The following is a 20,440-nucleotide window of genomic DNA, read 5'->3' as shown; positions in this document are numbered from 1 at the left end:
TTGCATCGTCAACACCCTTGGCTCAAAGGGCGTTTGGCTCTTCCATGGCAGGCCGATGCGTTTTTGCAAGCTGTCTTTTGTTCCCTGCGCCTGGTCGGCTGTGGTGATGTGAGCTCCAACCTGCCAAATTGAAGGGGTTTTCAGCTGTCTGGTGCCCACAGCACACGCAGGCGGTGAGGGCCAAGGCTTGCACAAATGCATCGGCGGTTTTGATCTTGGTTGGTCCTGGTGTTGTAAGGGTTTGATATTTTGACGAGATATGATGGATAAGGTCCGTGGCACGTCCCGTGCATATTACCTTGAGGTATCACGCACCGGGACCACGGGCTGCTGCCATTTTCGACTAAGGCGTGGCGGCTTTTCTTTGCCCGCGGAGCATCTTCGGTGCACCCGGCACCATGGGGGTGCCACCTACGTTCAATCCACGTTCCGTATGGCTCCGGCATCGCAACAAGCGGTCGGCGTCCCGGGGCACCACAGACGGCAGCCTTCCCCGACTATCCTTTAGCGGCAGCCGATGAACACGAATCCCCGGCGAGCTCCCCTGGCCGCCGGGGATTCACCCGGCATCGCGGCATCTGCCCGTAGTGCCGCACCTTACCAATCAAAGGAACGACCGGCGTCACCCCGGTGTGACGCCTGTAACGCGCACCATCAGACAAGGAGTAAAAGATGACCAAAATCATGAGAACTTCCGCACTGACCTGCCGCCATATCGACCTGGGAGGCAGCCTCCAGGAATATATCCGCATGGCCGTTCCCATGTCCTACAGCACCGATCCCCAAGATGAGCACAACGCGGTGCGCACCAAGGCGGGCATGTACGATCTGACCGCGTTCCTTAAGTTTTACGTCAGGGGAAAAGACGCCGTCAAAGCACTGAACCATTCCATGACCCACGACATGACCAGGCTGAAGCCCGGCACCTCCAAATACGGCCCCTTCCTCCGGGATGACGGGACCATTTGTGACGACGGCATCGCCTTTAACATGGGCAACGATGAGTATCTGGTCTGGCACGGTGACGGGTGCGCCCGCAAGATGGTGGAGGCCTCCTGTGAGGGCTTGGACGCTGAGGTGGATGTGGATGATGCCGTTCACCTGGTTTCGGTCCAGGGCCCCATGGCCCATGAGTTTCTCAACGAATACACCCCCATGGACCTTCCCACCCTGAAATACTTCAACCATCAGGAGACCGAGCTCTTCGGCTGCCCCTGCGTCATCTCCCGTACGGGCTTCTCCGGCGAGCGCGGGTATGAGATTTTTGCCCGCCCCGACACCATCTGCACCATCTGGGACAACCTCTACGAAAAGGGACGGGACCTGGGGATCATTCCCTGCTCCCTCTCCAGTATTTTTACCCTCCGCATCGAAGCGGGCCTTGTCTGGCGAAGGTTCGACCTCATGGAGAAGACCCCCTGGGAAGTGGGGCTGGGCTGGGTGATCCATCCTGAAAAAGAGGCCGACTACCGCGGCAAAGAGGCCGTGCTGGCAGCCAAGGGAAAAGAGCGCTTCCTTCTGTGCGGCATTGAAGCGGATATCGACGAAGCCCTTGAAGGCGGCGAAACGTTGCTGGTGGACGGCCAGGAGGCGGGAAGCGTCAACGGCAAGCCGGCTTACTCCGTGAACCTGAACAAATCCCTGGCCTTCTGCTGCCTGAAACCCGAATGTTCGGCCGTGGGCACCAGGGTGGAGATCGTTGGAGAAAAGGGTGCCTGCACCGGTACGGTGGTGTCCTTCCCCGTCTACGATCCCAAGAAGGAGCGGGTAAAAGCCAAATAAACGGCAGCAAATCCCCCATGGGTTCTGAAAACTGACCAACACGTGCCGTTCGGTGTTCCGAGGGGCACGTGTTTTTTGTGAGGTCAGCAAATGTGCTTTGGGCGTTTTTGTGGGCTAAACTGTTTTAACCCACTATATCAATGTGATACTATGCCTTCAGTGCTGCACGGCTTCCGTCCGGTAACAGGGCATATGCCACCCGGTCGGAGGGCTCCGGGGCCGTCAGCTTTTCTTCACTGCCATGCCGCGCCCGGGGACGCCCTGTGACCGAACCCGACCACCCGGGTTCTTACCGGTTTCATACAAAAAACGTTTCCCGTTTCTAAAGTTCCTCTCAGGGAGGCAAGGCCTCCCGTCCATTTAATCCTCTGCTCTGCCCATATGGGATTCGCGCTAAATAAACCCAGGCTTCTCTGCTGGGACCTTCCACCGCTTTTTTTGCTTCTTTCGACGGATGATGATGCACAAATCATGGATCAATAACCATGCGTGTCCAACCAACAGCCTTAAAGGAGACGGATCATGAGCGACGCCAGCAAGTGCCCGGTGACGGGCAAAACCGGCAGCCCGGCTGCGGGCAGAGGAACATCCAACAAGGATTGGTGGCCGAATCAGCTGAATCTGAAGATGCTTCATCAGAATTCTCATCTGGTCAATCCCATGGGCGAGGCGTTTAACTACGCCGAAGAGTTCAAGGCACTGGACCTTGCGGCAGTGAAACAAGACCTCTACGCGTTGATGACCGACTCCAAGGGGTGGTGGCCTGCGGATTACGGCCATTACGGAGGTCTTTTCATCCGCATGGCCTGGCACAGCGCAGGGACCTACCGCACCGGAGACGGCCGCGGCGGGGCAGGTACCGGGAACCAGCGCCTGGCACCCATCAACAGCTGGCCGGACAACGTGAACCTGGACAAGGCTCGTCGTCTGCTCTGGCCCGTCAAGCAGAAGTACGGCAGGAAGCTCTCCTGGGCGGACCTCATGATTTTGGCAGGCAATTGCGCCTTAGAGTCCATGGGGTTTAAGACCTTTGGGTTTGGCGGCGGGCGCGAGGATGTGTGGGAGCCGGAAGAAGATATTTACTGGGGCACCGAGACCGAGTGGCTCGGCGATACCCGCTACAGCGGTGAGCGGAATCTGGAAAACCCCCTTGCCGCCGTGCAGATGGGCCTGATCTACGTCAACCCCGAAGGGCCCAACGGCGAGCCCAATGCCGTGGCTTCCGGCCACGATGTGCGCGAGACCTTTGCGCGCATGGCCATGAACGACGAAGAGACCGTCGCCCTGGTGGCGGGCGGCCACACCTTCGGTAAGTGCCACGGCGCGGGCAGCCCCACCCATGTGGGGCCGGAACCCGAAGGCGCGGGTATTCAAGAACAGGGTCTCGGCTGGAAGAGCGGGTTCAAGAGCGGGCACGGGGACGACACCATCAGCAGCGGCATCGAAGGGGCGTGGACCCCGAAACCAACCCAGTGGGACATGGGGTATTTCGACATGCTCTTCGGCTATGACTGGAACTTGGTCAAAAGTCCTGCCGGTGCCTGGCAGTGGGTACCGGTCAACCCCGATGAAAAGGACCTGGCCCCGTCAGCCCATGATGCGTCAAAGCGGGTGACGACCATCATGACAACCGCCGACCTTTCCCTTCGCATGGACCCCATCTACGAGCCCATTGCCCGGCGGTTCCACAAAGACCCGGAGGCCTTTGCCGACGCCTTTGCCAGGGCCTGGTTCAAGCTGACCCACCGGGACATGGGACCCCGTTCCCGCTATCTGGGTCCCGAGGTTCCGGAAGAGGCCCTTATCTGGCAGGACCCGGTGCCTGACGTAGACCATGAGCTCATCGACGACCGGGATATCGAGGCCCTCAAGGGCAAGATCCTGGCCTCGGGTTTGTCGATTTCCCAGCTTGTGACAACGGCCTGGGCCTCTGCGTCCACGTTTCGGGGCTCGGACAAGCGCGGCGGGGCCAACGGTGCTCGGATTCGCCTTGCGCCCCAGAAGGACTGGGCGGTCAATGAGCCCATTGCGCTGAAGGGGGTGCTGGACACCCTGGAGGAGGTCCGGCAGGCGTTTATCCAGTCCGGCGGTAAAAAGGTGTCTCTTGCCGATGTGATCGTGCTGGGGGGCTGCGCCGGTATCGAGCAGGCGGTGAGGAAAACCGGTTATGAGATTGTCGTTCCCTTTTCTCCCGGACGCACTGACGCTTCCCCGGAGCAGACCGACGTGGCATCGTTTTCGGTGCTGGAGCCGGTTGCTGACGGGTTCCGCAACTACCTTAAAGGTAAATTTTCCGTGCGGGCCGAAGAGCTGCTGGTGGACCGGGCCCAACTGCTTACCCTCACCGCACCGGAGATGACGGTGCTCGTGGGCGGTCTCAGGGTTCTGGGGGCCAACACGGGTCAATCCTCCCACGGCGTCTTTACCCATCGGCCTGGGGCCCTCACCAACGATTTCTTTGTGAACCTGCTGGACATGGGAACCGAGTGGAAGCCCACCTCCGACGACGCCGATGTGTTCGACGGCGTGGACCGGGAAACCGGAGAGCGGAAATGGACGGGCACCCGGGTTGATCTCGTCTTCGGGTCCAACTCCCAGCTTCGGGCCATCTCCGAGGTGTACGGGTGCGGGGATTCCCAGGAGAGGTTCCTGAACGACTTTGTGGCTGCATGGGACAAGGTCATGAACTTGGATCGCTTTGACCTTGCCTGAATTGAGGCGCGGGGAAACCAGGGTGAAGGCGGCCTGTAATCGCCCTTTGCATCGCCCCTTCCGGTGTTCGGCATACCCTTTGCCGCACATGGGAAGGGGCACCGGGCTGGGGGCGTTGAACGCCCTGGTCAACAACAGAGCGGCATCTGCGTGGCGTTGGTCAATGTCGCCATCACATCCGATTGACTGGGAGAATACCCATGAAAAGACGCATGGTTCGATGCTTTGTGGCCTCTTTCTCTGTGTGTGCGCTGCTTTTGTCGAGTGCCTTGGTTGCGGTTGCCGAGCAGGCGAAACGGGAAAACGCCAGTAACCCCCTTGCAAAGGTCAAGAACACCGATCTGAGGTGGCAGTACCTGGACCTGGACAGCGGTCACGTGAATGATTTCTCCATTGACGGCGCGTTCATGGCCCACGAGAAGGTGAAGATCAAGTACGAACTCCACTACTGGGAGACCAACGTGACCGGGAGCAGCGAGAAGGATTTCGAGTCCGCCCTGGTGAAGGGGATCTTTTTCCCGTCGGAAGGGATCTGGGGGGATTTGAAGTATCGCATTGCCTTTGGCTTTGACTGGATCGTGGATCTGGGAGATCTGGATAAAGGCATCGGTACAGGGGCCGATCAGATCGGTCCCTTTGCCGGCATCGCTTTGGGCTTCCAGAGCGGCACCATGTTGATTCCCCTGGTCCAGCATTATCTCAGCTACAGTGGGGAAGACGTGAACACCACGGCCTTCCGCGTGATCGTGTTGAGGCCATTGCCCAAACAAGTATGGATCAAGCTGGATGCCAAGGTCCCTGTGGACTGGGAAAATGATGAAGCCATCCCGGCAAATGCGGAATTGCAGCTCGGCAAGCACATCAATGAAAGGATTGCCCTGTACCTGGATGGCCTTGTGGGGGTCGGGGGCGACAAGCCCTATGACTGGGGGGTGGGAACAGGCTTGCGATTCAAGTATTGAGATTCCATGAGTGGCTTCTTTTTTTCGTAACCATTCAGTTGCCTCCGGCGGGTCGCTTTTTGAAAAAAGCTCCGCAAAAACGTTTCGGTTGAATGTCCGTTATGTTTAAAACAGTCGGCTTGCCGAAAGCTTTCGGCCCATCCACGTCGTTCGTAAAACCTGTTTGTCAAACTTTTTAAACGTTTGGCCCCCGGCAGGGCCGCCGGAGGCTTTTTTAGCTGAATGGCTCCTTTTTTTCTTTGTCTGCGGGCCCGTCCATTCGGCGTGTTTTAAGGGTTGTGTTCAGGTAGTTGAGGTATTGGGTTTTGGTGAGTCTCGGGGAAAAGCCGTCGATGATGGCTTTTCCTTTTTTTGCGCCGTCTCGGAGCAGGTCGATGAGGGTCCCTGCAAGGGCCTTGGCCGGAAAGAGGACAGCCGAGGCCATGTCCGTGACCTGGAATTCCCGGGTGTGGATGTTGCCGGAGACCCCGCCGGTGAACGGGTGCAGGCAGGGGATGAGGTGGGAGAGGTCCCCCATGTCAAAGGAACCTGCAAATTCCGCCCCGTCGATGATGCGGGGGCCGCAGAAGGGGAGGGCGTTTTCCTTGAACAGGGCGTCCAGCCCGGGCACGGTGAGGAGGGGCAGGTAGCCGGGCATGCTGTGGATGGTGGAGGCGGCGCCCACGGCCATGGCCCCGGCCTGGATGGCGCGGTCCACTTTTCGGGAGGCATCCTGCATGCCGGGAATGGTGCGGCCCCTGACAAAGCTTTCCATGCACACGTCCGCCGGAACGACATTGACCGCATCTCCTCCCTTGGTGAGGATGGGGTGCACGCGAATGTGGTCTTCGTCCCGGAAGGTTTCCCGCTGGGCGTGGATGTTCATCATGGCCAGCATGGCGGCGTTGAGGGCGTTGACCCCATCGTGGGGCGCTGCACCTGCATGAGCCTCCTTGCCCGTAAAACGGATCTCTTTGCCGATGAACCCGTTGCCCGTGGCCCCGATGACGGCGGAGGGACCAGGGCCCAGGTCCAGGGCGTGGGTCATCATGGCGATGTCCGTGGTGTCGAAATAGCCCTTGTGGATCAGCTCCTGCTTGCCCCCGTACCAGGTTATTTTCCCTTCCTGTTTCAGGCGGGCACGAAAGGCCATCTCCACAAACTCTTCGGCGGGAACGGCCATGAAGTTGACGGATCCGTCCAAGAGGTCAAAGGCCCCGGCGGCCTTGAGGCCCAGGGCCACGCCGGCCATGATGGCCACCTGGATGTGGTGTCCGCAGGCGTGGACAGCCCCGGTAACCGGGTCGGCATGGGGATGCTCGGCACAGACAATGGCATCAAGCTCGCCGAGGACCGAGATCACCGGGCCGGGCCGGGAGACCTTCGGTTTGGCCAGCATCCCGGTGACAGCGATGTTCTCTTCCACCTCAAAGCCGTGGCGTTTAAAAAGGCCTGCCACCTCACGGGTGGCAACATGCTCCCGGTATCCCAGTTCCGGTTGGGCGTAAAGGGTTTCCCCCAGTGTGATGAGGGTCTCTTGTTCAGCATCAATGGCCTGGAAGACGGCGTCTTTGAGCGGGTCACAGGGCATGTTTTTTCCCCTTTGGGCATGGGTGGGTGGTTGTGTCTGTGTCATACCACGGGGCAGGGTCAGAGGCAACGGGGCGGCCACCGCTATACGTTTATCTTCAGTCTTGCCGCGACTGAAGATAGACGCTTTGGTTTCCGGAACGTTTTGCGGAGTTTTTTTCAAAAAGCGACCCGTCGGAGGCCGTGCGGGTAGATCTACAATGGACAAGTAGCAGCAACGTATCCTGTTACCTCGAAGCTTGTGAACCAACCCGCGTAAACCATCGGCGTTTGTGTCGGGCGAAGCCCGAGCCGAAGGCCCTTGCGCTTTGGCCCGAGGAACGAGGGACAAAGCGCAAGGGCTATATGCTTTCGAGGTGTTTTCGCTATAGTGGTTTCACCACCCTCGCCGCCGGAGGCAACTGACGTGTTGTTTTATGGCGATTAGTTGATTTTAAACGCCTGGCTCATCTGGGTCAACTCGGCGGTGAGGGATTCCAGCTCGGAGACACGTTCTCGCGTCCTTCGGCTGGCCGCGTCGATGCTTCCGGCGGCTGCGTGGACCCCTGCAATGTCCCTGGTGATCTCCCCGGCGGCAAGGGAGGAGCCTGCAATCCCTTCGTTGACCTCGTCGATCCCCTGGGATGCCTGACTGATGTTTTCGGCGATCTCCCCGGTGGCGATGGACTGCTCTTCGATGGCCGTGGCAATGGAGCCGACGGTGTCGTGGATGGTCTCGATGACCCGGGTCACCCCTTCCATCTCTTGAATGGTGGAGGCCGAGGAGTCCTGAACCTCGTCGATGCGCTCCTTGATCTGCTGGGTGGCATCCGCGGTCTGGGCGGCGAGGTCCTTGATCTCATTGGCCACCACGGCAAAGCCTTTGCCCGACTCTCCGGCCCGGGCCGCCTCGATGGTGGCGTTGAGGGCCAGCAGGTTGATCTGCTGGGAGATCTCGGCGATGACGTCGGTGACCTGACCGATGTTGTCTGCGGCATTGGCCAGGTCTCCGATGCGCGCTGAGGAGGTCCTGGCCTTTTCCACGGCGCTGTCCGAGGTGGATCGGGCCTCTTCAGACCGGCGGGCCACTTCGGTGATGGTGCTGTTGAGCTGTTCCGTGGCCGTGGCAACCGATCCGATGTTGGTGGTGGACTGCTCCATGGCGGCGGCCACGCCGGAGAGCCCGGTGCTGAGCTCTTCGGCTGCTCCGGCCACTGTGGAGGAGCGGTCGTTGGTGTCGGCTGCGTCCCGGGTGGTTGCATCGGAGATCCCCGCAAGGTCCGTGGCCGTACTCTCAAGGACACCCACCCCATTGATCACCCGGCCCACCATGGTGCGAAGGGATTCCGCCGTGCCGTTGAGCCCCCGGATAAGCTGGCCCACCTCGTCGTTTCTGTGAATGTCGAGGGTGGTGCTGAAGTCGCCCTTGGACAGGGTTTCGGCATAGGTGGCCGCCCCTGCAACGGGTTTTGCAATGGAACGGGCCAAGAGGGTTCCGGCCAGGATGACCAGGCCGGTTGCCACCGCAGCCATAAGAAGGGCGAGGCGCTTCATGGTGGAAACCGCGGCCAGAGCCTCGGATTCATCCACCTCGGCGATGATGGCCCAGGTGATGTCCCCCAGGGAGACCGGGGCCCAGGCCGAGAGCACTGGGTTTCCGTTGTAGTCGTGGATGATGTGGGTGTCCGAGTTGCCGGAAAGCGCTTGGTTTACGGCTTCGGTGTTGACGCTGCCGCTGGCCGGGTCGGCAAAGGAGGCCTTCACCGAGTGGGTCTCCGGCGCCAGTCGGGAGTCGGACCGCATCAGACGGTCAGAGCCCACCAGGTAGGTCTCTCCGCTTTGGCCCAGGCCTTCTCTCTGCTGCATGATCGTGTTGATGCGGTGGATGGAGAGCTGAAGGGCCACCACCAGCTCCACGTTTCCCCCGTGCACCACGGGCTGGGCGATGAAGGCGGCGGGTTCCCCGTTGCTGGGGGCATAGGGATAAAAATCCTCCATGGCGAACCGGTTGGTGTCCATGGCCTTTCGGGTCAGGCGGCCCAGGCCGCTGTCTGCATAGGGGCCGGTGAGGATGTTGGTGCCGAAGTCGGCTTCATGGGTGACGGAGTAAAAGATGCTGCCTTCGGGGTGGATGAGAAAGAGGTCGTAGTAACCGTATTCCCGGGTGAATCGGGCGTAAAAGTCACCCTGGCCCTCGGTGTCTCCCGGGGTGATGGCCTCCTCCAGATCGACCTTGGTGACGCACCCCCACGAGAGGCCGGGGATGCGCAAGGGGTCGGCTGCTACCATGACCAGCTTCCCCCTGGAGTCGGTGTAGACGCCGCGCTCGCTTTCTCCTTCCATCACCATGTGGATGTACGGTGTGTCGATGGGGGCACCGATCACATACGCACCGTCCCCCATGGTGAGCATGTCGCTGCGAAAAGTTGTCTGGCCACCGCTGCGACCCACGAGGTAGGTCTCACCGGAGCTTCCCATTCCGCTTTTTTTCTGCACGATGGCGTTGACCTGATCGTGGGGGATCTGAAGGGCCACCACCCCAGCTATGTCACCGTCTGCGTTGTGGATCGGAGCACCGATGAAGGCGGCCTGGGCCCCGCCACTGGGGGCGTACGGGGAGAAGTCGCTGACCGCGGTTTTTCCGCTTGCAACGACCCGGCGAAAAAGCTCCGAGAGCCCCTGGTCCCGATGGGGGCCCGTGAGGAGGTTGGTTCCGAGATCCGGCTCCATTGCCACGGAGAACACGACGTGGCCGCTTCGGGCGTCCATGAGAAGGAGGTCACTGTACCCTCTGGTACGTGCAAACTCGGTGAGGGGACCGGATACGCGGTTTCGGATGGCCTGGTAGGCAGGCGTCTCCACGGGAAAGGATCCGTCTGCCTCCACACCCTGGTTGAGGCCATAGGATAAAAAGCCGAAAAGGGCCCGATTCACGTCACTGCCGCCGGACAAGACGGTGATGTCCTGGCGGACGCCATTGAAAAACGATTCGACCCAGGAGCGCTTTAACTCCTGGATGCTGTCGAGCTTGTCAAAGGCTGCCTGGTAATTGGCATCCACCACCTCCAGGAGGGTTTGCATGTGATTCTGCTTTTCCGTCCAGTAGGCCTCCACCTGCTTTTTTTTCGCGGACCGCAGGCTGGTGAGCTGATCAAAGGCCTGGCGGGAGAGGGCGGTATCAGCTCTATCTGCAAGCAGGAACGTCACAAGCAGAAGGGGGATGACGCCCACCAGCAGGAAGACGGAAACGAGTTTGGGGCCAAGCTTGATGTTTTTCAGCATGAATGCCTTTCTCCTTTACATGATATGCCGAAGCACTTTCTTGCGGGTTGTCCTAGTTTATGTCGAAGCTTGCATTGGGCTACGGCACGTTTTTTTTGGAAAAAACAACAGGTCTGTCAACCGATAATCCGCTTATTTAAACGTGTTTTTAACGCAAGGGCACAGGGCGCTTCAAGACATTGGGGTGTATATCGGCGAGGCATGTGGATTGCTGAATATGAAATTGAAACGGGCGGTAGATTTTTGTGCGGGTGTAAGGAAAGCTAGTAAGCTGTGTTGTGGTTTTAGCGTGATATTCAGTTTAAATGAAATCGCGGGGGCGCGATGATTTCGTCAACATGGCCGCTGAGCGTCCGAGATACGCTTTTTGAGCTGACTTTGACCATCGAAGGCAGGGGCGTGCCGGTCGGGGCCGTGGGGCGGGAATGGGAATGGGCTTGGCAGCGGGCGACGGCGTCGTCCAACGGGAACAGGTCGCGGCGTGTTATTGCCGCGCCTGTCATCATCATCTGATGCGGGAAAAAGAGGTGGTCCGGGCGTGTGTCGCGGGATCAGGTCGACGCGGTGTGTGATGCCTTGACCGGGGGCGCTGTGCCGATGCGGTAGATGGCAAAGAGCATGGCCGAGGCGCTCACCCACTGGACGGGGGAGAGGACGTTGCCGTTGAAGACGTAGTCGAAAAGGATGCTGGAGATGGGAAAGAGCAGCTCGCAGATGGTGGCCACTCCGGCGGTGATGTGCCGCAGGCCGTAGTAGTAGAGCAAAATGGCCCCGCTTCCCGTGGTCAGGCCGATGATGCAGAAGAAGATCCAGTTGGTCTGGGTGGTGACGGCAAGCTGGGACAGGGCCCCCGTTGACAGGACCATCACCAGCATGATGAGGGTGGTCAGGCCGTAGCGGAAAAACAGGGCGGTCTGAAAGGGGAGAAGCCCTAAGATCCGCTTGCCGAAGACCGTGGCACTGCCGAAGGAGAAGGCAGCCAAAAGCGCAAACAGGGATGCGGGCAGCATCTTGCCGTTGTGGGCCAGGCTGGGAACGTGGAACTCAAAGGTGAGAAAGTACCCGCCGATGATGGCCACAATGCTCCAGAGAAGAAAGTGCCTGCTGAAGCGTTCCTTCAGCACGAGCCGGGCCAGGAGAATGGCAAAGATCGGTTGGAGCTTTTGGAGCAGGGCCACCACGGTGAGGTGCTTGAATTCCACCAGGAACAGGGCTTTGACAATGGCCAGGGTCCCGATGGCACCGCCGAAGAGGGAGACGAGAAAGAGAAAGGTCAGATCACTGGGGCGCATTTTGCGCAGCCAGGCATACTCCCGGAAGAGGATGGGCTGCATCACGGCAAAGGGAAGGGCGTGGAGCATAAAGACCACGTAGGCCACGTCCAGGTTGTACATGCGGGGTGTGAGCACCACCGCGTCAAATCCCCACATCATGGCTGCCATGGCCACGAAGTAGGCACCGATTTTTTGGCTGACTGCCGACATTATGTCTCTCTTTCGTCTCTGTAAAAAAAGCGTGTCGCTGCCTGACTGGCTCGTCGAAGGCAAAAAGGGTCATGTGTTCGCCGTGGTTGGGTCAGGGTTTGCGGGTCAGGGCCAGCAGGGCCATGGCCACCTGTTCCCGCCAGAGACCGGGGGAGAGGTCCCAGCGGTTCATGGCTTCGGGGTCCGGATCCCCCTGCATGGCGGATTTCAAGCGTCGGAGATCGCTGTGGTCGTATAGCCAGGATGCGTAAGAGCTGTCCGCCAGGAAGGTGGAAGGGGTGGCGTCCGGGTGTTCGCGCATCAGGTCGAGGAGGTGGTCGTGGTCGCGGGCGTACATAATACCTCTATAGTTTGGGGCTGAAGGCTAAAGGTCATGGGTAAACAGGGCTAAAGGCTAAAGGTAAAAGGGCTAAAGGCTAAGGGCCAAAGGCCAAAGGTAAAAGGTTGAGGGGATCAGGACGACTCGGGGACAATGGTCACGGTGGCCACGTACTCCTGCACCGCGGTGACGGTGAGGTGGAAGATGCGGGCTCCGTTCAAGGTGACAAAGGGATTGTCCGGGCAGTCGCAGAGGCTGGCGAACTCGGGGCCTACGGCCTGGGTGGGCTCTCCTTTGCCTGCTTTTTTGATGGCGGCCAGGTAGGTGTCGAACCGTTGCTTCAGGGTCTCGAAGTAGTCCACGTCCGCCCCGGTGGTGAGGTGCAGGGTCTCGCTGAGGGTCTTGGAGAACTCGCGGATGATGAGCCAGAACCGTTCGGCCAGGGCATCCTTCTCTTTTTTGCCGTCCATGTAGACGCTGACGGCCCACCCCGCGCTGATGATTTTCAGGAGCTGCAGTTCATACTCCACGGTTACCTTCTTGATGGTGTCGTCTTCGGGCAGGGTGGCCAGGAGCTGCTTGAGGTCCTCCCGGTCCACGGCAAAGGCCGCCAGGTTTTCGCTCATGGTTTGAAGGGTTTCTTCCCGTTTTTCTGCTGTGGACATGGGGCTCCTTTATTCGGCGTCGGCAAGGACCACGGCCCGGATGGGCGCGGGGTAGCCTTCCACGGTTTTGGTGGGGTCCTCGGGATCGAGGAACATTTCCAGCGATTCGGTGGTTACCCAGTCGGTCTTGCGCTGCTCGGCAAGGGTGGTGGGGGAGACGTCGACGCAGCGGATGTTGGTGAACCCGGCACGTTTCAGCCAGTTGGCCAGGCACGGGACCGTGGGGATGAAAAAGACGTTGCGCATCTTTGCGTAGCGATCCTCGGGGAAGAGGGCGGTCTCGGAGTCGCCCTCGATGATCAGGGTCTCCATGACCAGCTCGCCGCCGGGGCGCAGACAGCTGCGGATCTCCCGCAGGGTATCCACCGGGGACTTGCGGTGGTAGATGACCCCCATGCAGAAGATGGTGTCGAAGTAGCGGCCCATGGGGGGCAGCTCTTCCATCTTTGCGGGGATGAAATAGAGGTCCGGGATCTGGAGGTATTTCTGGAGGGCCAGGTACTGGAAGTAGAAGAGGATCTGGGGGTCGATACCCAGGACCATCTCGGGCTGGCCTGCGGCCATGCGGAACATGTAGTACCCGGAGCTGGCTCCGATGTCCAGCACGCGCCGCCCTTCAAGGGGGGCGATGTGATCCGCCAGCCGGTCCCATTTGACGTCTGAGTTCCATTCGGTGTCGATGTCGATGCCGAAGAGGCCGTAGGGGCCCTTGCGCCAGGGCCTTAAGTCCCGGAGCCCGGTAAGCAGGGCGTCCATCTCCTCCGGGGCGTGGTCGTCCCTGGGGATCACGCTGACCCGCCTGCCCGTGATGTCGATGCCTTCTCCGAACATGTCGGGCAGGGATTCCACAATGGCGCGGAATTTCTTCTCATTGCCGAAGTCTCGGCCCACCAGGGCCATTTTTTCTTCGATAAGGGCGGAAAGGCCCTCCCGGGCCTGCTCCAGGCCCAGTCGTGTCAGGTCGTGCAGCAACGCGTCCATCTTTTACGTCTCTTTCTCGTCTTTCAAGCAGATGAAGCTGGTGAAGTGGAACCACTTCTGCCAGATGTCCACCTTGGTGAAACCGGCGGCGTTGAATCGCGCCGTATGGGTCTCCACGGTTTCGGGGATCAGGACATTCTCCAGGGCATCCCGCTTCTGGCTGATCTCCAGGTTGGAGTAGCCGTTCTCCCCTTTGAACCGGTAGTAGAACTCCTGTTGCAGGTCCGTGAGCACCTGCTCTTCATGGATCACCTTTTCGGTGATGAGCAGAATCCCGCCGGGGGTCAGGGCGTCGTAGATCCGTGCGATGAGGGCGTCTCGCTCGGCAACAGGAAGGAACTGCAGGGTGAGATTCAGCACCACCACCGAAGCGGGCTCCAGGTCCAGGTCCTGGATGTTGGCTCGGATGAGTTCGATCTGCTCTCCAGCCGGATGGTTGTCCAGGCGCTCCTGATAGATCTCCAGCATGGGGGCGGAGTTATCCACGGCCACCATGCGCAGGGGGCGCTTGCCCATCTCGTGGAGCAGGCGCATGCCGAAGTTGCCGTTTGAGCAACCCAGGTCGATGATCGACGTGTTCTCCTTATAAAACCGGGCGGCGAGCTGGGCCTGTCGTTTTACCGTCTCCCGGTAGAGGGGCACCGAGCGGTGGATCATGTCGTTGAAGACCCCGGCCACGTTTTCGTTGAACTCGAAGGGTGGCACGGAGGGCAGCTTTTTGGAGTAAATCGTGTCCTGACTCATATGTTCTGACTCATGGTCTCGTGATGTCCTTGGTGCACCGGATTTCCGGAAAACGAAATAAATAGAGCGGAAACCGGCCTGCAGGATACGGGGAGGATCCATCATTAATAGTTGAAAAAAAAGGAAAACCGATTCATGATGGAAAACCGCAACAGACCTTTATTACCAATCGCAAGGCGGGTGTCAAGGAGGATTTGGGCCGCACTTACCATTTGAAATCGGGGGAGACCATGCATATCTGGCATCAGGCAGTGACTCTTGAGGAGGTAAAACCCGTTGTGGAGGTGGCCATGCTCCGCCACCTTGGAATTGAGCTGGTGGCCATGGGCGATGACTGGCTCAAGGGCCGCATGCCCGTGGATGATCGGACACGTCAGCCCGCCGGGCTCCTCCACGGCGGCGCCACCTGCGTGCTGGGCGAATCCCTTGCCAGTATTGCCTCTGCCCTGTGCGTCGACTTAAACACCCACGGGGTGGTGGGCACCGAAATCAGCGCCAGCCATATCCGCAGCGCCAAAGATGGCTGGGTGTACGGCACCTGCAGGCCCTTTCACCTGGGGCGCCGCAACCACGTCTGGGACGTGCGTGTCACCGACGGCGAGGATACCCTGATCTCGGCCATCCGCATGACAGCGGCCATCCTTGCGTATTGACATGCCCGGGCGTCAGGCTATGCTCCCTTAGCCCTTAGCCCTTAGCCCTTAGCCCTTAGCCCTCATTAACCCTTTCCCCTGTTTCTATGGAGCCCCCATGGTACGAATGAAACGCGTGACATTGAAAATCAGCGGTGTGGTTCAGGGCGTGGCCTTTCGCTACCACGCCGTGGCCGAGGCCAGGCGCCTGGGCGTTACCGGCTGGGTCCGAAATGTTTCCGATGGCACGGTGATGGCACTGGCCGAAGGCGAAGCCGCCGCAGTGGATACTTTCATGGGCTGGTGTCGCATCGGGCCACCCATGGCAAAAGTCGATGGGGTGAAGGTGACCACCTCGTCCTTCGGGGGGGAGTTTGAGGGGTTTGAGGTGATTGGGTAAGAGGCAGGGAATGGGTTATGGTGAGTAGTGAGTAGTGAGTGGTGAATAGTGAATAGTGAATAGTGAATAGTGAGTGGGGCGAGGCTTTGTGACAATGCCTGTCTATGCATTCGGGTTATCCGACGAAGTGGGACAAAAGCTGTTACTCACGGGCGAAGCCCGTCAGCAAATGTGAAGGGGCGAAGCCCCGGAACATTTGCGATCCTGGGGTCCAGGGGATTTATCCCCTGGCCGCCGGAGGCAGGCTTTTAAAACAAAAACCGGGTGCTCCCTGTGGGAGGCCCGGTTTTCTGCGTTCTGCGATGGAACGTGTTGTGATGCGCCGGATTGTGGGGGATGGCGCCATGTGATTTTTTTACCTGTGGGGAGGCTCGGGTTCCGCCGGAAGGGCGAGTGCCCCTTGGGGCACTCGCCGGGGAGGAGGAACCTGTGGGCCGCAGCCCCTGGTTTACTGGATGGAGATCTGTTTTCCGGCGGGCTGAACCGCCTTGGGGATGGTGATGTGCAGCACCCCGTTTTTAAATTCTGCCTCAATGGTCTCCGGGTCGGTTTTGGGGGAGAGGCGGAACGCGCGCTCAAAGCTTCCGTAGAATCGTTCCCGGCGGTAGACGGTTTTGTCGTCGCTTTCCTCTTCGGTCTTGCGCTCACCTTTCAGGGTCAGGACGTCGTCTTCCACGTTGATGGTGATGTCCTTTTTCTCGATGCCCGGAAGGTCGGCCTTGATGACCACGGTTCCGTCTTCTTCAAAGATGTCCACCTCGGGGCTCCAGTTTTTGGCCGTGTTGGAGAGAAGGCGCCCGGAGTCGTTGAAAAAATCGTCGAACATACGGTTGAGGCGGCTGTTGACGGAAGGTGCGGTGGCAAAGGGGTTAAATCTGACAAGTTCCATGATGTGTCCTCCATTGTTGTGAGTTGTACGTGTCATGCTTTTTTGTTGCTTGGTGTTTCTTTCGTTTGAAACAAAAATAGTCATGATCTGATTCGTGTCAACAAAAGAATATGATATTTTTTTGTCATTACCAAAAACGTAATTAGATTAATGGTAATGAGAATGACGAATGCCGTGATCTTTGGTATAGAAAGAAGAGGAGGTCATATGAATAAAAAGAACGATCCATTGAACAGGATGGCACATCCCGGCGGGGCATCCCTGCGGGACCTCATGGGCAAACAGTCCGTGCGGGCCACCTTCCGCATCTCGTCACGGGCCATCGAGTCCATGGCCGTGGTGGCGGAACACTTCGGCATCAAGCAGAAATCCCTCTTCGATCACCTTGTGGAAGACGCAGAGGCCCTGAACGCCATTGCCGACAGCTTGTCCGCCGACGCCATGAAAGAGGTGCCCCGGGTACAGAAAACCTTTGTGATCAGCCGCAGGACCCTGGATGCCCTGGAGATGGCCTCACGCCGGTTCGGCGCTCCACGGGATGCCCTGGTGGAGTTTTCCATCCAGCGGCTTGGCGAGCTCATCGAAGGCGAGCGTCAGCGCCATGCCGTGCGAAAGGCCCTTTTAAAACGGGTGGAGGAGAGAAAGGCCCTGTTCCACGGCTCCCTGTCGGAGTCGGTTCAGGCACTGGGCGAGGCCGATCCCTTTGTGGAGCGCCTGGCCAACATTTGCGGGCACCTGGAACACGCCGTGGACGATTTGAAGGCCCTTGTAAAACGGGGGGAGGGTTTGGAAGGATTATGATGGAACCTCACGCCTTCAAGGGCCTGGGCCCGGTGAACCCTTTTTCGTTAACCTATGACGCCTTTCGTCACGCCATGGTGGAGCGCCTGGGGCTGGACCGGTACGCCTCGGCCGAACTTTACACCATGGCCGTCCGGTCGGGTGCCGTGGACACCTCGGCCCTGACGCGTCTCCCCCGGCGGGAAGGCCTGGCAGAGGCCGTGCATGGTGCCCTGGCCTTCCCCGCCCCTGAACTGGTGACCGTTAAAGAGGCCGACGGCGTGGTGAAGTTCACCATCCGTCTCCACGACGGCCACGAGGTGGAGTCCGTGGTGCTTCCCATGCTGAACCATTACACCCTGTGCGTCTCGTCCCAGGTGGGGTGCAAGCGGGGCTGTCTTTTCTGCACCACGGCCAAGATGGGGTTCGTGCGGGACCTGACGCCCACGGAGATTCTGGACCAGCTTTATGTTGCCCGCCATGTGCTCTCCTATTCCATTCAAAATATCGTCTTCATGGGCATGGGAGAGCCCCTGGACAACCTGGATGCCGTGGCCGGAGCCATCGGCGTCATGAGCGATCAGCGGGGCTTTGATATCCCCTTAAAACGCATCACCGTCTCCACCGTGGGCAGTGCCGAAGGCATCGAAAAGCTGGCAGGCTCACCTGTTTCATCGGTGAACCTGGCCGTGTCCGTGAACGGGGCAACCGATGAGGTTCGCTCCCGCCTCATGCCCGTGAACCGGAAAACCCCTTTAAAAACCCTGGTGGAGACCCTTGCCAGGTATCCCTTTGCCCGAAAAGGGGCGCTTTTTGCCGAGTACATCGTCATCGAAGGGGTCAACGACAGCGAAGAGGACGCCAAGGCCCTGGTAAAGGTCCTTGCCCCCCTTGCCGTGCGCTACAACCTCATCGGGTTCAACGCAGGACCCGGAGCCCCCTTTCCCTCCACCTGTCAGGAGGCCGTGGAACGCTTCCGTGACCTTCTCGTGCACGAAGGCGCCTACGTGCGCATCCGCGCCTCCAAAGGCAGAGACCTTGTGGCAGGGTGCGGGCAGCTTGGAAAAAAAGTCGGGAGCAAAAACAAGCCTCCGGCGGCGAGGTGAGCCACCTCGAAAGCTGGTTGCCCTTGTGCTTTACCCTTCGTTCCTCAGGGCAAAGCACAAGGGCCTTCGCCCGACACAACCGCTGAAGGTGTGTGCGGTCCGGCTCACAAGGTTTGACCCTACTGGATACGTTGTCGTTACTTCACCATGATGGATTTAACCGCATTGCCTCCGGCGGTGAGGTGAGCCGCCTCGGCTTATTGGCTCCCAGGCTCTGCCTGGGGGGGGGCAGTTGCAAGGCTCCGCCTTGCAGGTGTGAATCAGCAACCTGTCATGGGCCAAATTTACACGGTGACGCGGCTTTGATTGTGGAGGCAGAGCCTCCGTGTATCATTTCCAGGCGGAGCCTGGGAACGAAAGGTAACTCTGGTTACCCTATGACTGAACGCTGCTGTGTTTCCCATGAAGACTGAGGGGAAACACAGCAAGAACCCGTTTTCAAGGTTAGACCATATAAAAGGCAGACACTATGAAACGAATCGGAGCCCATGTGAGTGCGGCGGGGGGCGTGGAGAATGCCCCGTTGAATGCGGCGGCCATCGGGGCCACGGCCTTTGCCGTTTTTACCAAGAACCAGCGGCAGTGGAAGGCCAAGCCCCTTACGGAGAAGAGCATTGCGGCCTTCAAGGCCAATTGCGAGGCCAACGGGTACCTGCCGGAGCATATCCTGCCCCATGACAGCTACCTCATCAACCTGGGGCACCCCGAGGCCGAGGCCCTGGCCAAGTCCCGGGACGCCTTTGTGGACGAGATGGCCCGGGTCCATCAGCTGGGCCTGGATCGCCTGAACTTTCATCCCGGCAGCCATTTAAAGAAGATGGACGAGGCGGACTGCCTTGCGCGCATTGCAGAATCCATCAACCTGGCCCACAAAGAGGTGCCCGGGGTGTGCGCGGTGATTGAGAATACGGCGGGGCAGGGCACCAATCTGGGGTATCGCTTCGAGCACCTGCGGGACATTATCGACAAGGTGGAGGACAAATCCCGTGTGGGCGTGTGCCTGGACACCTGCCACGCCTTCACCTCCGGGTACGACCTCCGGACGGCCGAGGCGTGTGACGAGACCTTTGCCCTCTTTGAAAAGGTTGTGGGCTTTTCGTATCTCATGGGCATGCACCTGAACGACTCCAAGCCCGAGCTTGGCAAGAGGGTGGATCGCCATGCGTCCCTGGGCAAGGGGATGCTGGGCCTTGAGGTGTTTCGCTACATCATGAACGACCACCGGTTCGAGGAGATCCCCATGGTTCTGGAGACCCCGGACAGCGATATATGGAGCGAAGAATTATTACTTCTCCGCTCTTTCTTATAGAAAATATTTCATAAAATTAAATCTCTCACTCGGGATGCAACGGACCCTCTCCACGGAAATGTGGAGGGGGTTTTTTGTTGCCTGAACAGGGTGACATGCTCCAAGTGTTCACTGGTGGATCGCAATGGGACAGGACAATGGAAAGCCTTGAAGGACAGGGGGTTGTGGCTGCTTTTGTTGGGTAGTTATACGGTTGACGAAAGGGGGAATGCTATCTCGTCTCTTTGAAGTGTTTCTTTATACTGACCATTTTTACGTCGATTTTTTTTACCGGAAGTTAAAAAAGTCTGTACAGCCATGACGTGCTTTAGTAATATCTCGTTTTTGGTTAGGGTTGTTTGAATGAAAGTAGAAGGAAAGAGGTTGGAAATGGTGACAACAAAATTGTGTTCAAAGTGTGGTGAGGAGAAGCCGATTACAGAGTATTATCGGCAGAAAGGTGGGAAAGACGGACTCCGTGCGGCATGCAAGAAATGCTTCATCAAGGCCAATACTGAGTACAGGGCCAGGAGCAGCGATAAGCTCCGGATGGGATCGAAAGAGTATTTTCGAAACCTGAAAAAAATCAAGGCCAGCTACGAATATGAGACAGTGAATTAATATTCTGGTCAGTTGAGAGCATGAAAAACGTCGCATCCCATGGGATCTCCAATCCTTGTGTGGGTCCCGTGGGAATGCTAATAAACTTTTGGCTAAGAAATTTTTTGATCAAATTTGTTTCTTGTGTCTTACTTTGTATAGATAAACATGTCATGACGTTGTGTGCTGACTCTCCGACCTTTGCGAGTTCGGGGCGGCACCGGGCCCATGGTCTGCGTCTCTGCCCTCGTCCCACCATTGCCTGT

At 58.8% G+C, this 20,440-nt stretch carries 17 protein-coding genes; 9 read left to right on the top strand and 8 right to left on the bottom strand.

Annotated features, from left to right (window positions below):
• Positions 1-672: 672 nt before the first annotated feature.
• The 3 genes from ACOYW0_RS03315 to ACOYW0_RS03305 all read left to right on the top strand — a co-directional run bounded on the left by ACOYW0_RS03315 (position 673) and on the right by ACOYW0_RS03305 (position 5,456).
• The gene (locus ACOYW0_RS03315; protein ID WP_482417156.1) at positions 673-1,782 is read left to right on the top strand and encodes an aminomethyl transferase family protein; all 1,110 of its coding nucleotides are present in this window, start codon (positions 673-675) and stop codon (positions 1,780-1,782) included.
• A gap of 522 nt (positions 1,783-2,304) precedes the next feature.
• Positions 2,305-4,494 (top strand): catalase/peroxidase HPI, encoded by a 2,190-nt coding sequence (gene katG / locus ACOYW0_RS03310; protein WP_482417155.1) that lies wholly within the window; start codon positions 2,305-2,307, stop codon positions 4,492-4,494.
• Positions 4,495-4,694: 200 nt separating this feature from the next.
• Positions 4,695-5,456: a hypothetical protein gene (locus tag ACOYW0_RS03305; protein WP_482417154.1), complete on the top strand. Its 762-nt coding sequence runs from the start codon at positions 4,695-4,697 to the stop codon at positions 5,454-5,456.
• A gap of 214 nt (positions 5,457-5,670) precedes the next feature.
• Here the strand turns inward: ACOYW0_RS03305 and ACOYW0_RS03300 are convergent, their stop codons facing one another.
• The 7 genes from ACOYW0_RS03300 to cmoA form a co-directional block, all read right to left on the bottom strand.
• Positions 5,671-7,026 carry an amidohydrolase gene (locus ACOYW0_RS03300; RefSeq protein WP_482417153.1) on the bottom strand — a complete coding sequence of 452 codons (1,356 nt, stop codon included), beginning with the start codon at positions 7,024-7,026 and terminating at the stop codon, positions 5,671-5,673.
• A 422-nt stretch (positions 7,027-7,448) separates the two neighbouring features.
• Positions 7,449-10,286 (bottom strand): methyl-accepting chemotaxis protein, encoded by a 2,838-nt coding sequence (locus ACOYW0_RS03295; protein WP_482417152.1) that lies wholly within the window; start codon positions 10,284-10,286, stop codon positions 7,449-7,451.
• Positions 10,287-10,837: 551 nt separating this feature from the next.
• The gene (locus ACOYW0_RS03290; RefSeq protein ID WP_482417151.1) at positions 10,838-11,770 is read right to left on the bottom strand and encodes a DMT family transporter; all 933 of its coding nucleotides are present in this window, start codon (positions 11,768-11,770) and stop codon (positions 10,838-10,840) included.
• Positions 11,771-11,861: 91 nt separating this feature from the next.
• The gene (locus ACOYW0_RS03285) at positions 11,862-12,107 is read right to left on the bottom strand and encodes a hypothetical protein (protein WP_482417150.1); all 246 of its coding nucleotides are present in this window, start codon (positions 12,105-12,107) and stop codon (positions 11,862-11,864) included.
• A 116-nt stretch (positions 12,108-12,223) separates the two neighbouring features.
• A complete protein-coding gene (locus ACOYW0_RS03280; RefSeq protein WP_482417149.1) occupies positions 12,224-12,754 on the bottom strand; it encodes a hypothetical protein in 531 nt (176 codons plus the stop codon).
• Positions 12,755-12,763: 9 nt separating this feature from the next.
• Positions 12,764-13,735, bottom strand: coding sequence for a tRNA 5-methoxyuridine(34)/uridine 5-oxyacetic acid(34) synthase CmoB (cmoB, locus tag ACOYW0_RS03275; RefSeq protein WP_482417148.1), 972 nt, complete (start codon positions 13,733-13,735; stop codon positions 12,764-12,766).
• Positions 13,736-13,738: 3 nt separating this feature from the next.
• Positions 13,739-14,479, bottom strand: coding sequence for a carboxy-S-adenosyl-L-methionine synthase CmoA (gene cmoA / locus ACOYW0_RS03270; protein WP_482417147.1), 741 nt, complete (start codon positions 14,477-14,479; stop codon positions 13,739-13,741).
• A gap of 230 nt (positions 14,480-14,709) precedes the next feature.
• On the opposite strand from cmoA, the gene ACOYW0_RS03265 reads away from it, so the two are divergent.
• Together ACOYW0_RS03265 and ACOYW0_RS03260 are read left to right on the top strand one after the other, a co-directional pair.
• Positions 14,710-15,132 carry a hotdog fold thioesterase gene (locus ACOYW0_RS03265; protein WP_482417146.1) on the top strand — a complete coding sequence of 141 codons (423 nt, stop codon included), beginning with the start codon at positions 14,710-14,712 and terminating at the stop codon, positions 15,130-15,132.
• Between the two features lie 97 nt (positions 15,133-15,229).
• A complete protein-coding gene (locus ACOYW0_RS03260) occupies positions 15,230-15,511 on the top strand; it encodes an acylphosphatase (protein WP_482417145.1) in 282 nt (93 codons plus the stop codon).
• A gap of 448 nt (positions 15,512-15,959) precedes the next feature.
• Here the strand turns inward: ACOYW0_RS03260 and ACOYW0_RS03255 are convergent, their stop codons facing one another.
• Positions 15,960-16,400: an Hsp20/alpha crystallin family protein gene (locus ACOYW0_RS03255; RefSeq protein ID WP_482417144.1), complete on the bottom strand. Its 441-nt coding sequence runs from the start codon at positions 16,398-16,400 to the stop codon at positions 15,960-15,962.
• Between the two features lie 207 nt (positions 16,401-16,607).
• Between ACOYW0_RS03255 and ACOYW0_RS03250 the strand changes: the two genes are divergently transcribed.
• The 4 genes from ACOYW0_RS03250 to ACOYW0_RS03235 all read left to right on the top strand — a co-directional run bounded on the left by ACOYW0_RS03250 (position 16,608) and on the right by ACOYW0_RS03235 (position 20,195).
• A complete protein-coding gene (locus ACOYW0_RS03250) occupies positions 16,608-17,201 on the top strand; it encodes a hypothetical protein (RefSeq protein WP_482417143.1) in 594 nt (197 codons plus the stop codon).
• Positions 17,198-18,286: a 23S rRNA (adenine(2503)-C(2))-methyltransferase RlmN gene (gene rlmN / locus ACOYW0_RS03245; RefSeq protein WP_482417142.1), complete on the top strand. Its 1,089-nt coding sequence runs from the start codon at positions 17,198-17,200 to the stop codon at positions 18,284-18,286. The genes ACOYW0_RS03250 and rlmN overlap by 4 nt, the downstream gene beginning before the upstream one ends.
• A 469-nt stretch (positions 18,287-18,755) precedes the next feature.
• Positions 18,756-19,595: a deoxyribonuclease IV gene (gene nfo, locus ACOYW0_RS03240; protein WP_482417141.1), complete on the top strand. Its 840-nt coding sequence runs from the start codon at positions 18,756-18,758 to the stop codon at positions 19,593-19,595.
• A 342-nt stretch (positions 19,596-19,937) separates the two neighbouring features.
• On the top strand, positions 19,938-20,195 hold the full coding sequence (locus ACOYW0_RS03235; protein WP_180145791.1) for a hypothetical protein: 258 nt from the start codon (positions 19,938-19,940) through the stop codon (positions 20,193-20,195).
• Positions 20,196-20,440: the final 245 nt, after the last annotated feature.

The organism is Desulfoluna sp. HI9BLuna (assembly GCF_056829775.1).
The sequence above is the reverse complement of the archived record's forward strand: the minus strand, read 5'-3'. Positions and strand labels throughout refer to the sequence as shown.

What these genes read in the sequence shown, in the direction of transcription:
- ACOYW0_RS03285 (WP_482417150.1), bottom strand. Translation starts at nt 12,107, where the DNA reads ATGTACGCCCGCGACCACGACCACCTCCTCGACCTGATGCGCGAACAC.
- ACOYW0_RS03265 (WP_482417146.1), top strand. Translation starts at nt 14,710, where the DNA reads ATGCATATCTGGCATCAGGCAGTGACTCTTGAGGAGGTAAAACCCGTT.
- ACOYW0_RS03255 (WP_482417144.1), bottom strand. Translation starts at nt 16,400, where the DNA reads ATGGAACTTGTCAGATTTAACCCCTTTGCCACCGCACCTTCCGTCAAC.
- ACOYW0_RS03250 (WP_482417143.1), top strand. Translation starts at nt 16,608, where the DNA reads ATGAATAAAAAGAACGATCCATTGAACAGGATGGCACATCCCGGCGGG.
- ACOYW0_RS03305 (WP_482417154.1), top strand. Translation starts at nt 4,695, where the DNA reads ATGAAAAGACGCATGGTTCGATGCTTTGTGGCCTCTTTCTCTGTGTGT.
- cmoA (WP_482417147.1), bottom strand. Translation starts at nt 14,479, where the DNA reads ATGAGTCAGGACACGATTTACTCCAAAAAGCTGCCCTCCGTGCCACCC.
- ACOYW0_RS03260 (WP_482417145.1), top strand. Translation starts at nt 15,230, where the DNA reads ATGGTACGAATGAAACGCGTGACATTGAAAATCAGCGGTGTGGTTCAG.
- katG (WP_482417155.1), top strand. Translation starts at nt 2,305, where the DNA reads ATGAGCGACGCCAGCAAGTGCCCGGTGACGGGCAAAACCGGCAGCCCG.
- nfo (WP_482417141.1), top strand. Translation starts at nt 18,756, where the DNA reads ATGAAACGAATCGGAGCCCATGTGAGTGCGGCGGGGGGCGTGGAGAAT.
- cmoB (WP_482417148.1), bottom strand. Translation starts at nt 13,735, where the DNA reads ATGGACGCGTTGCTGCACGACCTGACACGACTGGGCCTGGAGCAGGCC.
- ACOYW0_RS03300 (WP_482417153.1), bottom strand. Translation starts at nt 7,026, where the DNA reads ATGCCCTGTGACCCGCTCAAAGACGCCGTCTTCCAGGCCATTGATGCT.
- ACOYW0_RS03295 (WP_482417152.1), bottom strand. Translation starts at nt 10,286, where the DNA reads ATGCTGAAAAACATCAAGCTTGGCCCCAAACTCGTTTCCGTCTTCCTG.
- ACOYW0_RS03235 (WP_180145791.1), top strand. Translation starts at nt 19,938, where the DNA reads ATGAAAGTAGAAGGAAAGAGGTTGGAAATGGTGACAACAAAATTGTGT.
- ACOYW0_RS03280 (WP_482417149.1), bottom strand. Translation starts at nt 12,754, where the DNA reads ATGTCCACAGCAGAAAAACGGGAAGAAACCCTTCAAACCATGAGCGAA.
- rlmN (WP_482417142.1), top strand. Translation starts at nt 17,198, where the DNA reads ATGATGGAACCTCACGCCTTCAAGGGCCTGGGCCCGGTGAACCCTTTT.
- ACOYW0_RS03315 (WP_482417156.1), top strand. Translation starts at nt 673, where the DNA reads ATGACCAAAATCATGAGAACTTCCGCACTGACCTGCCGCCATATCGAC.
- ACOYW0_RS03290 (WP_482417151.1), bottom strand. Translation starts at nt 11,770, where the DNA reads ATGTCGGCAGTCAGCCAAAAAATCGGTGCCTACTTCGTGGCCATGGCA.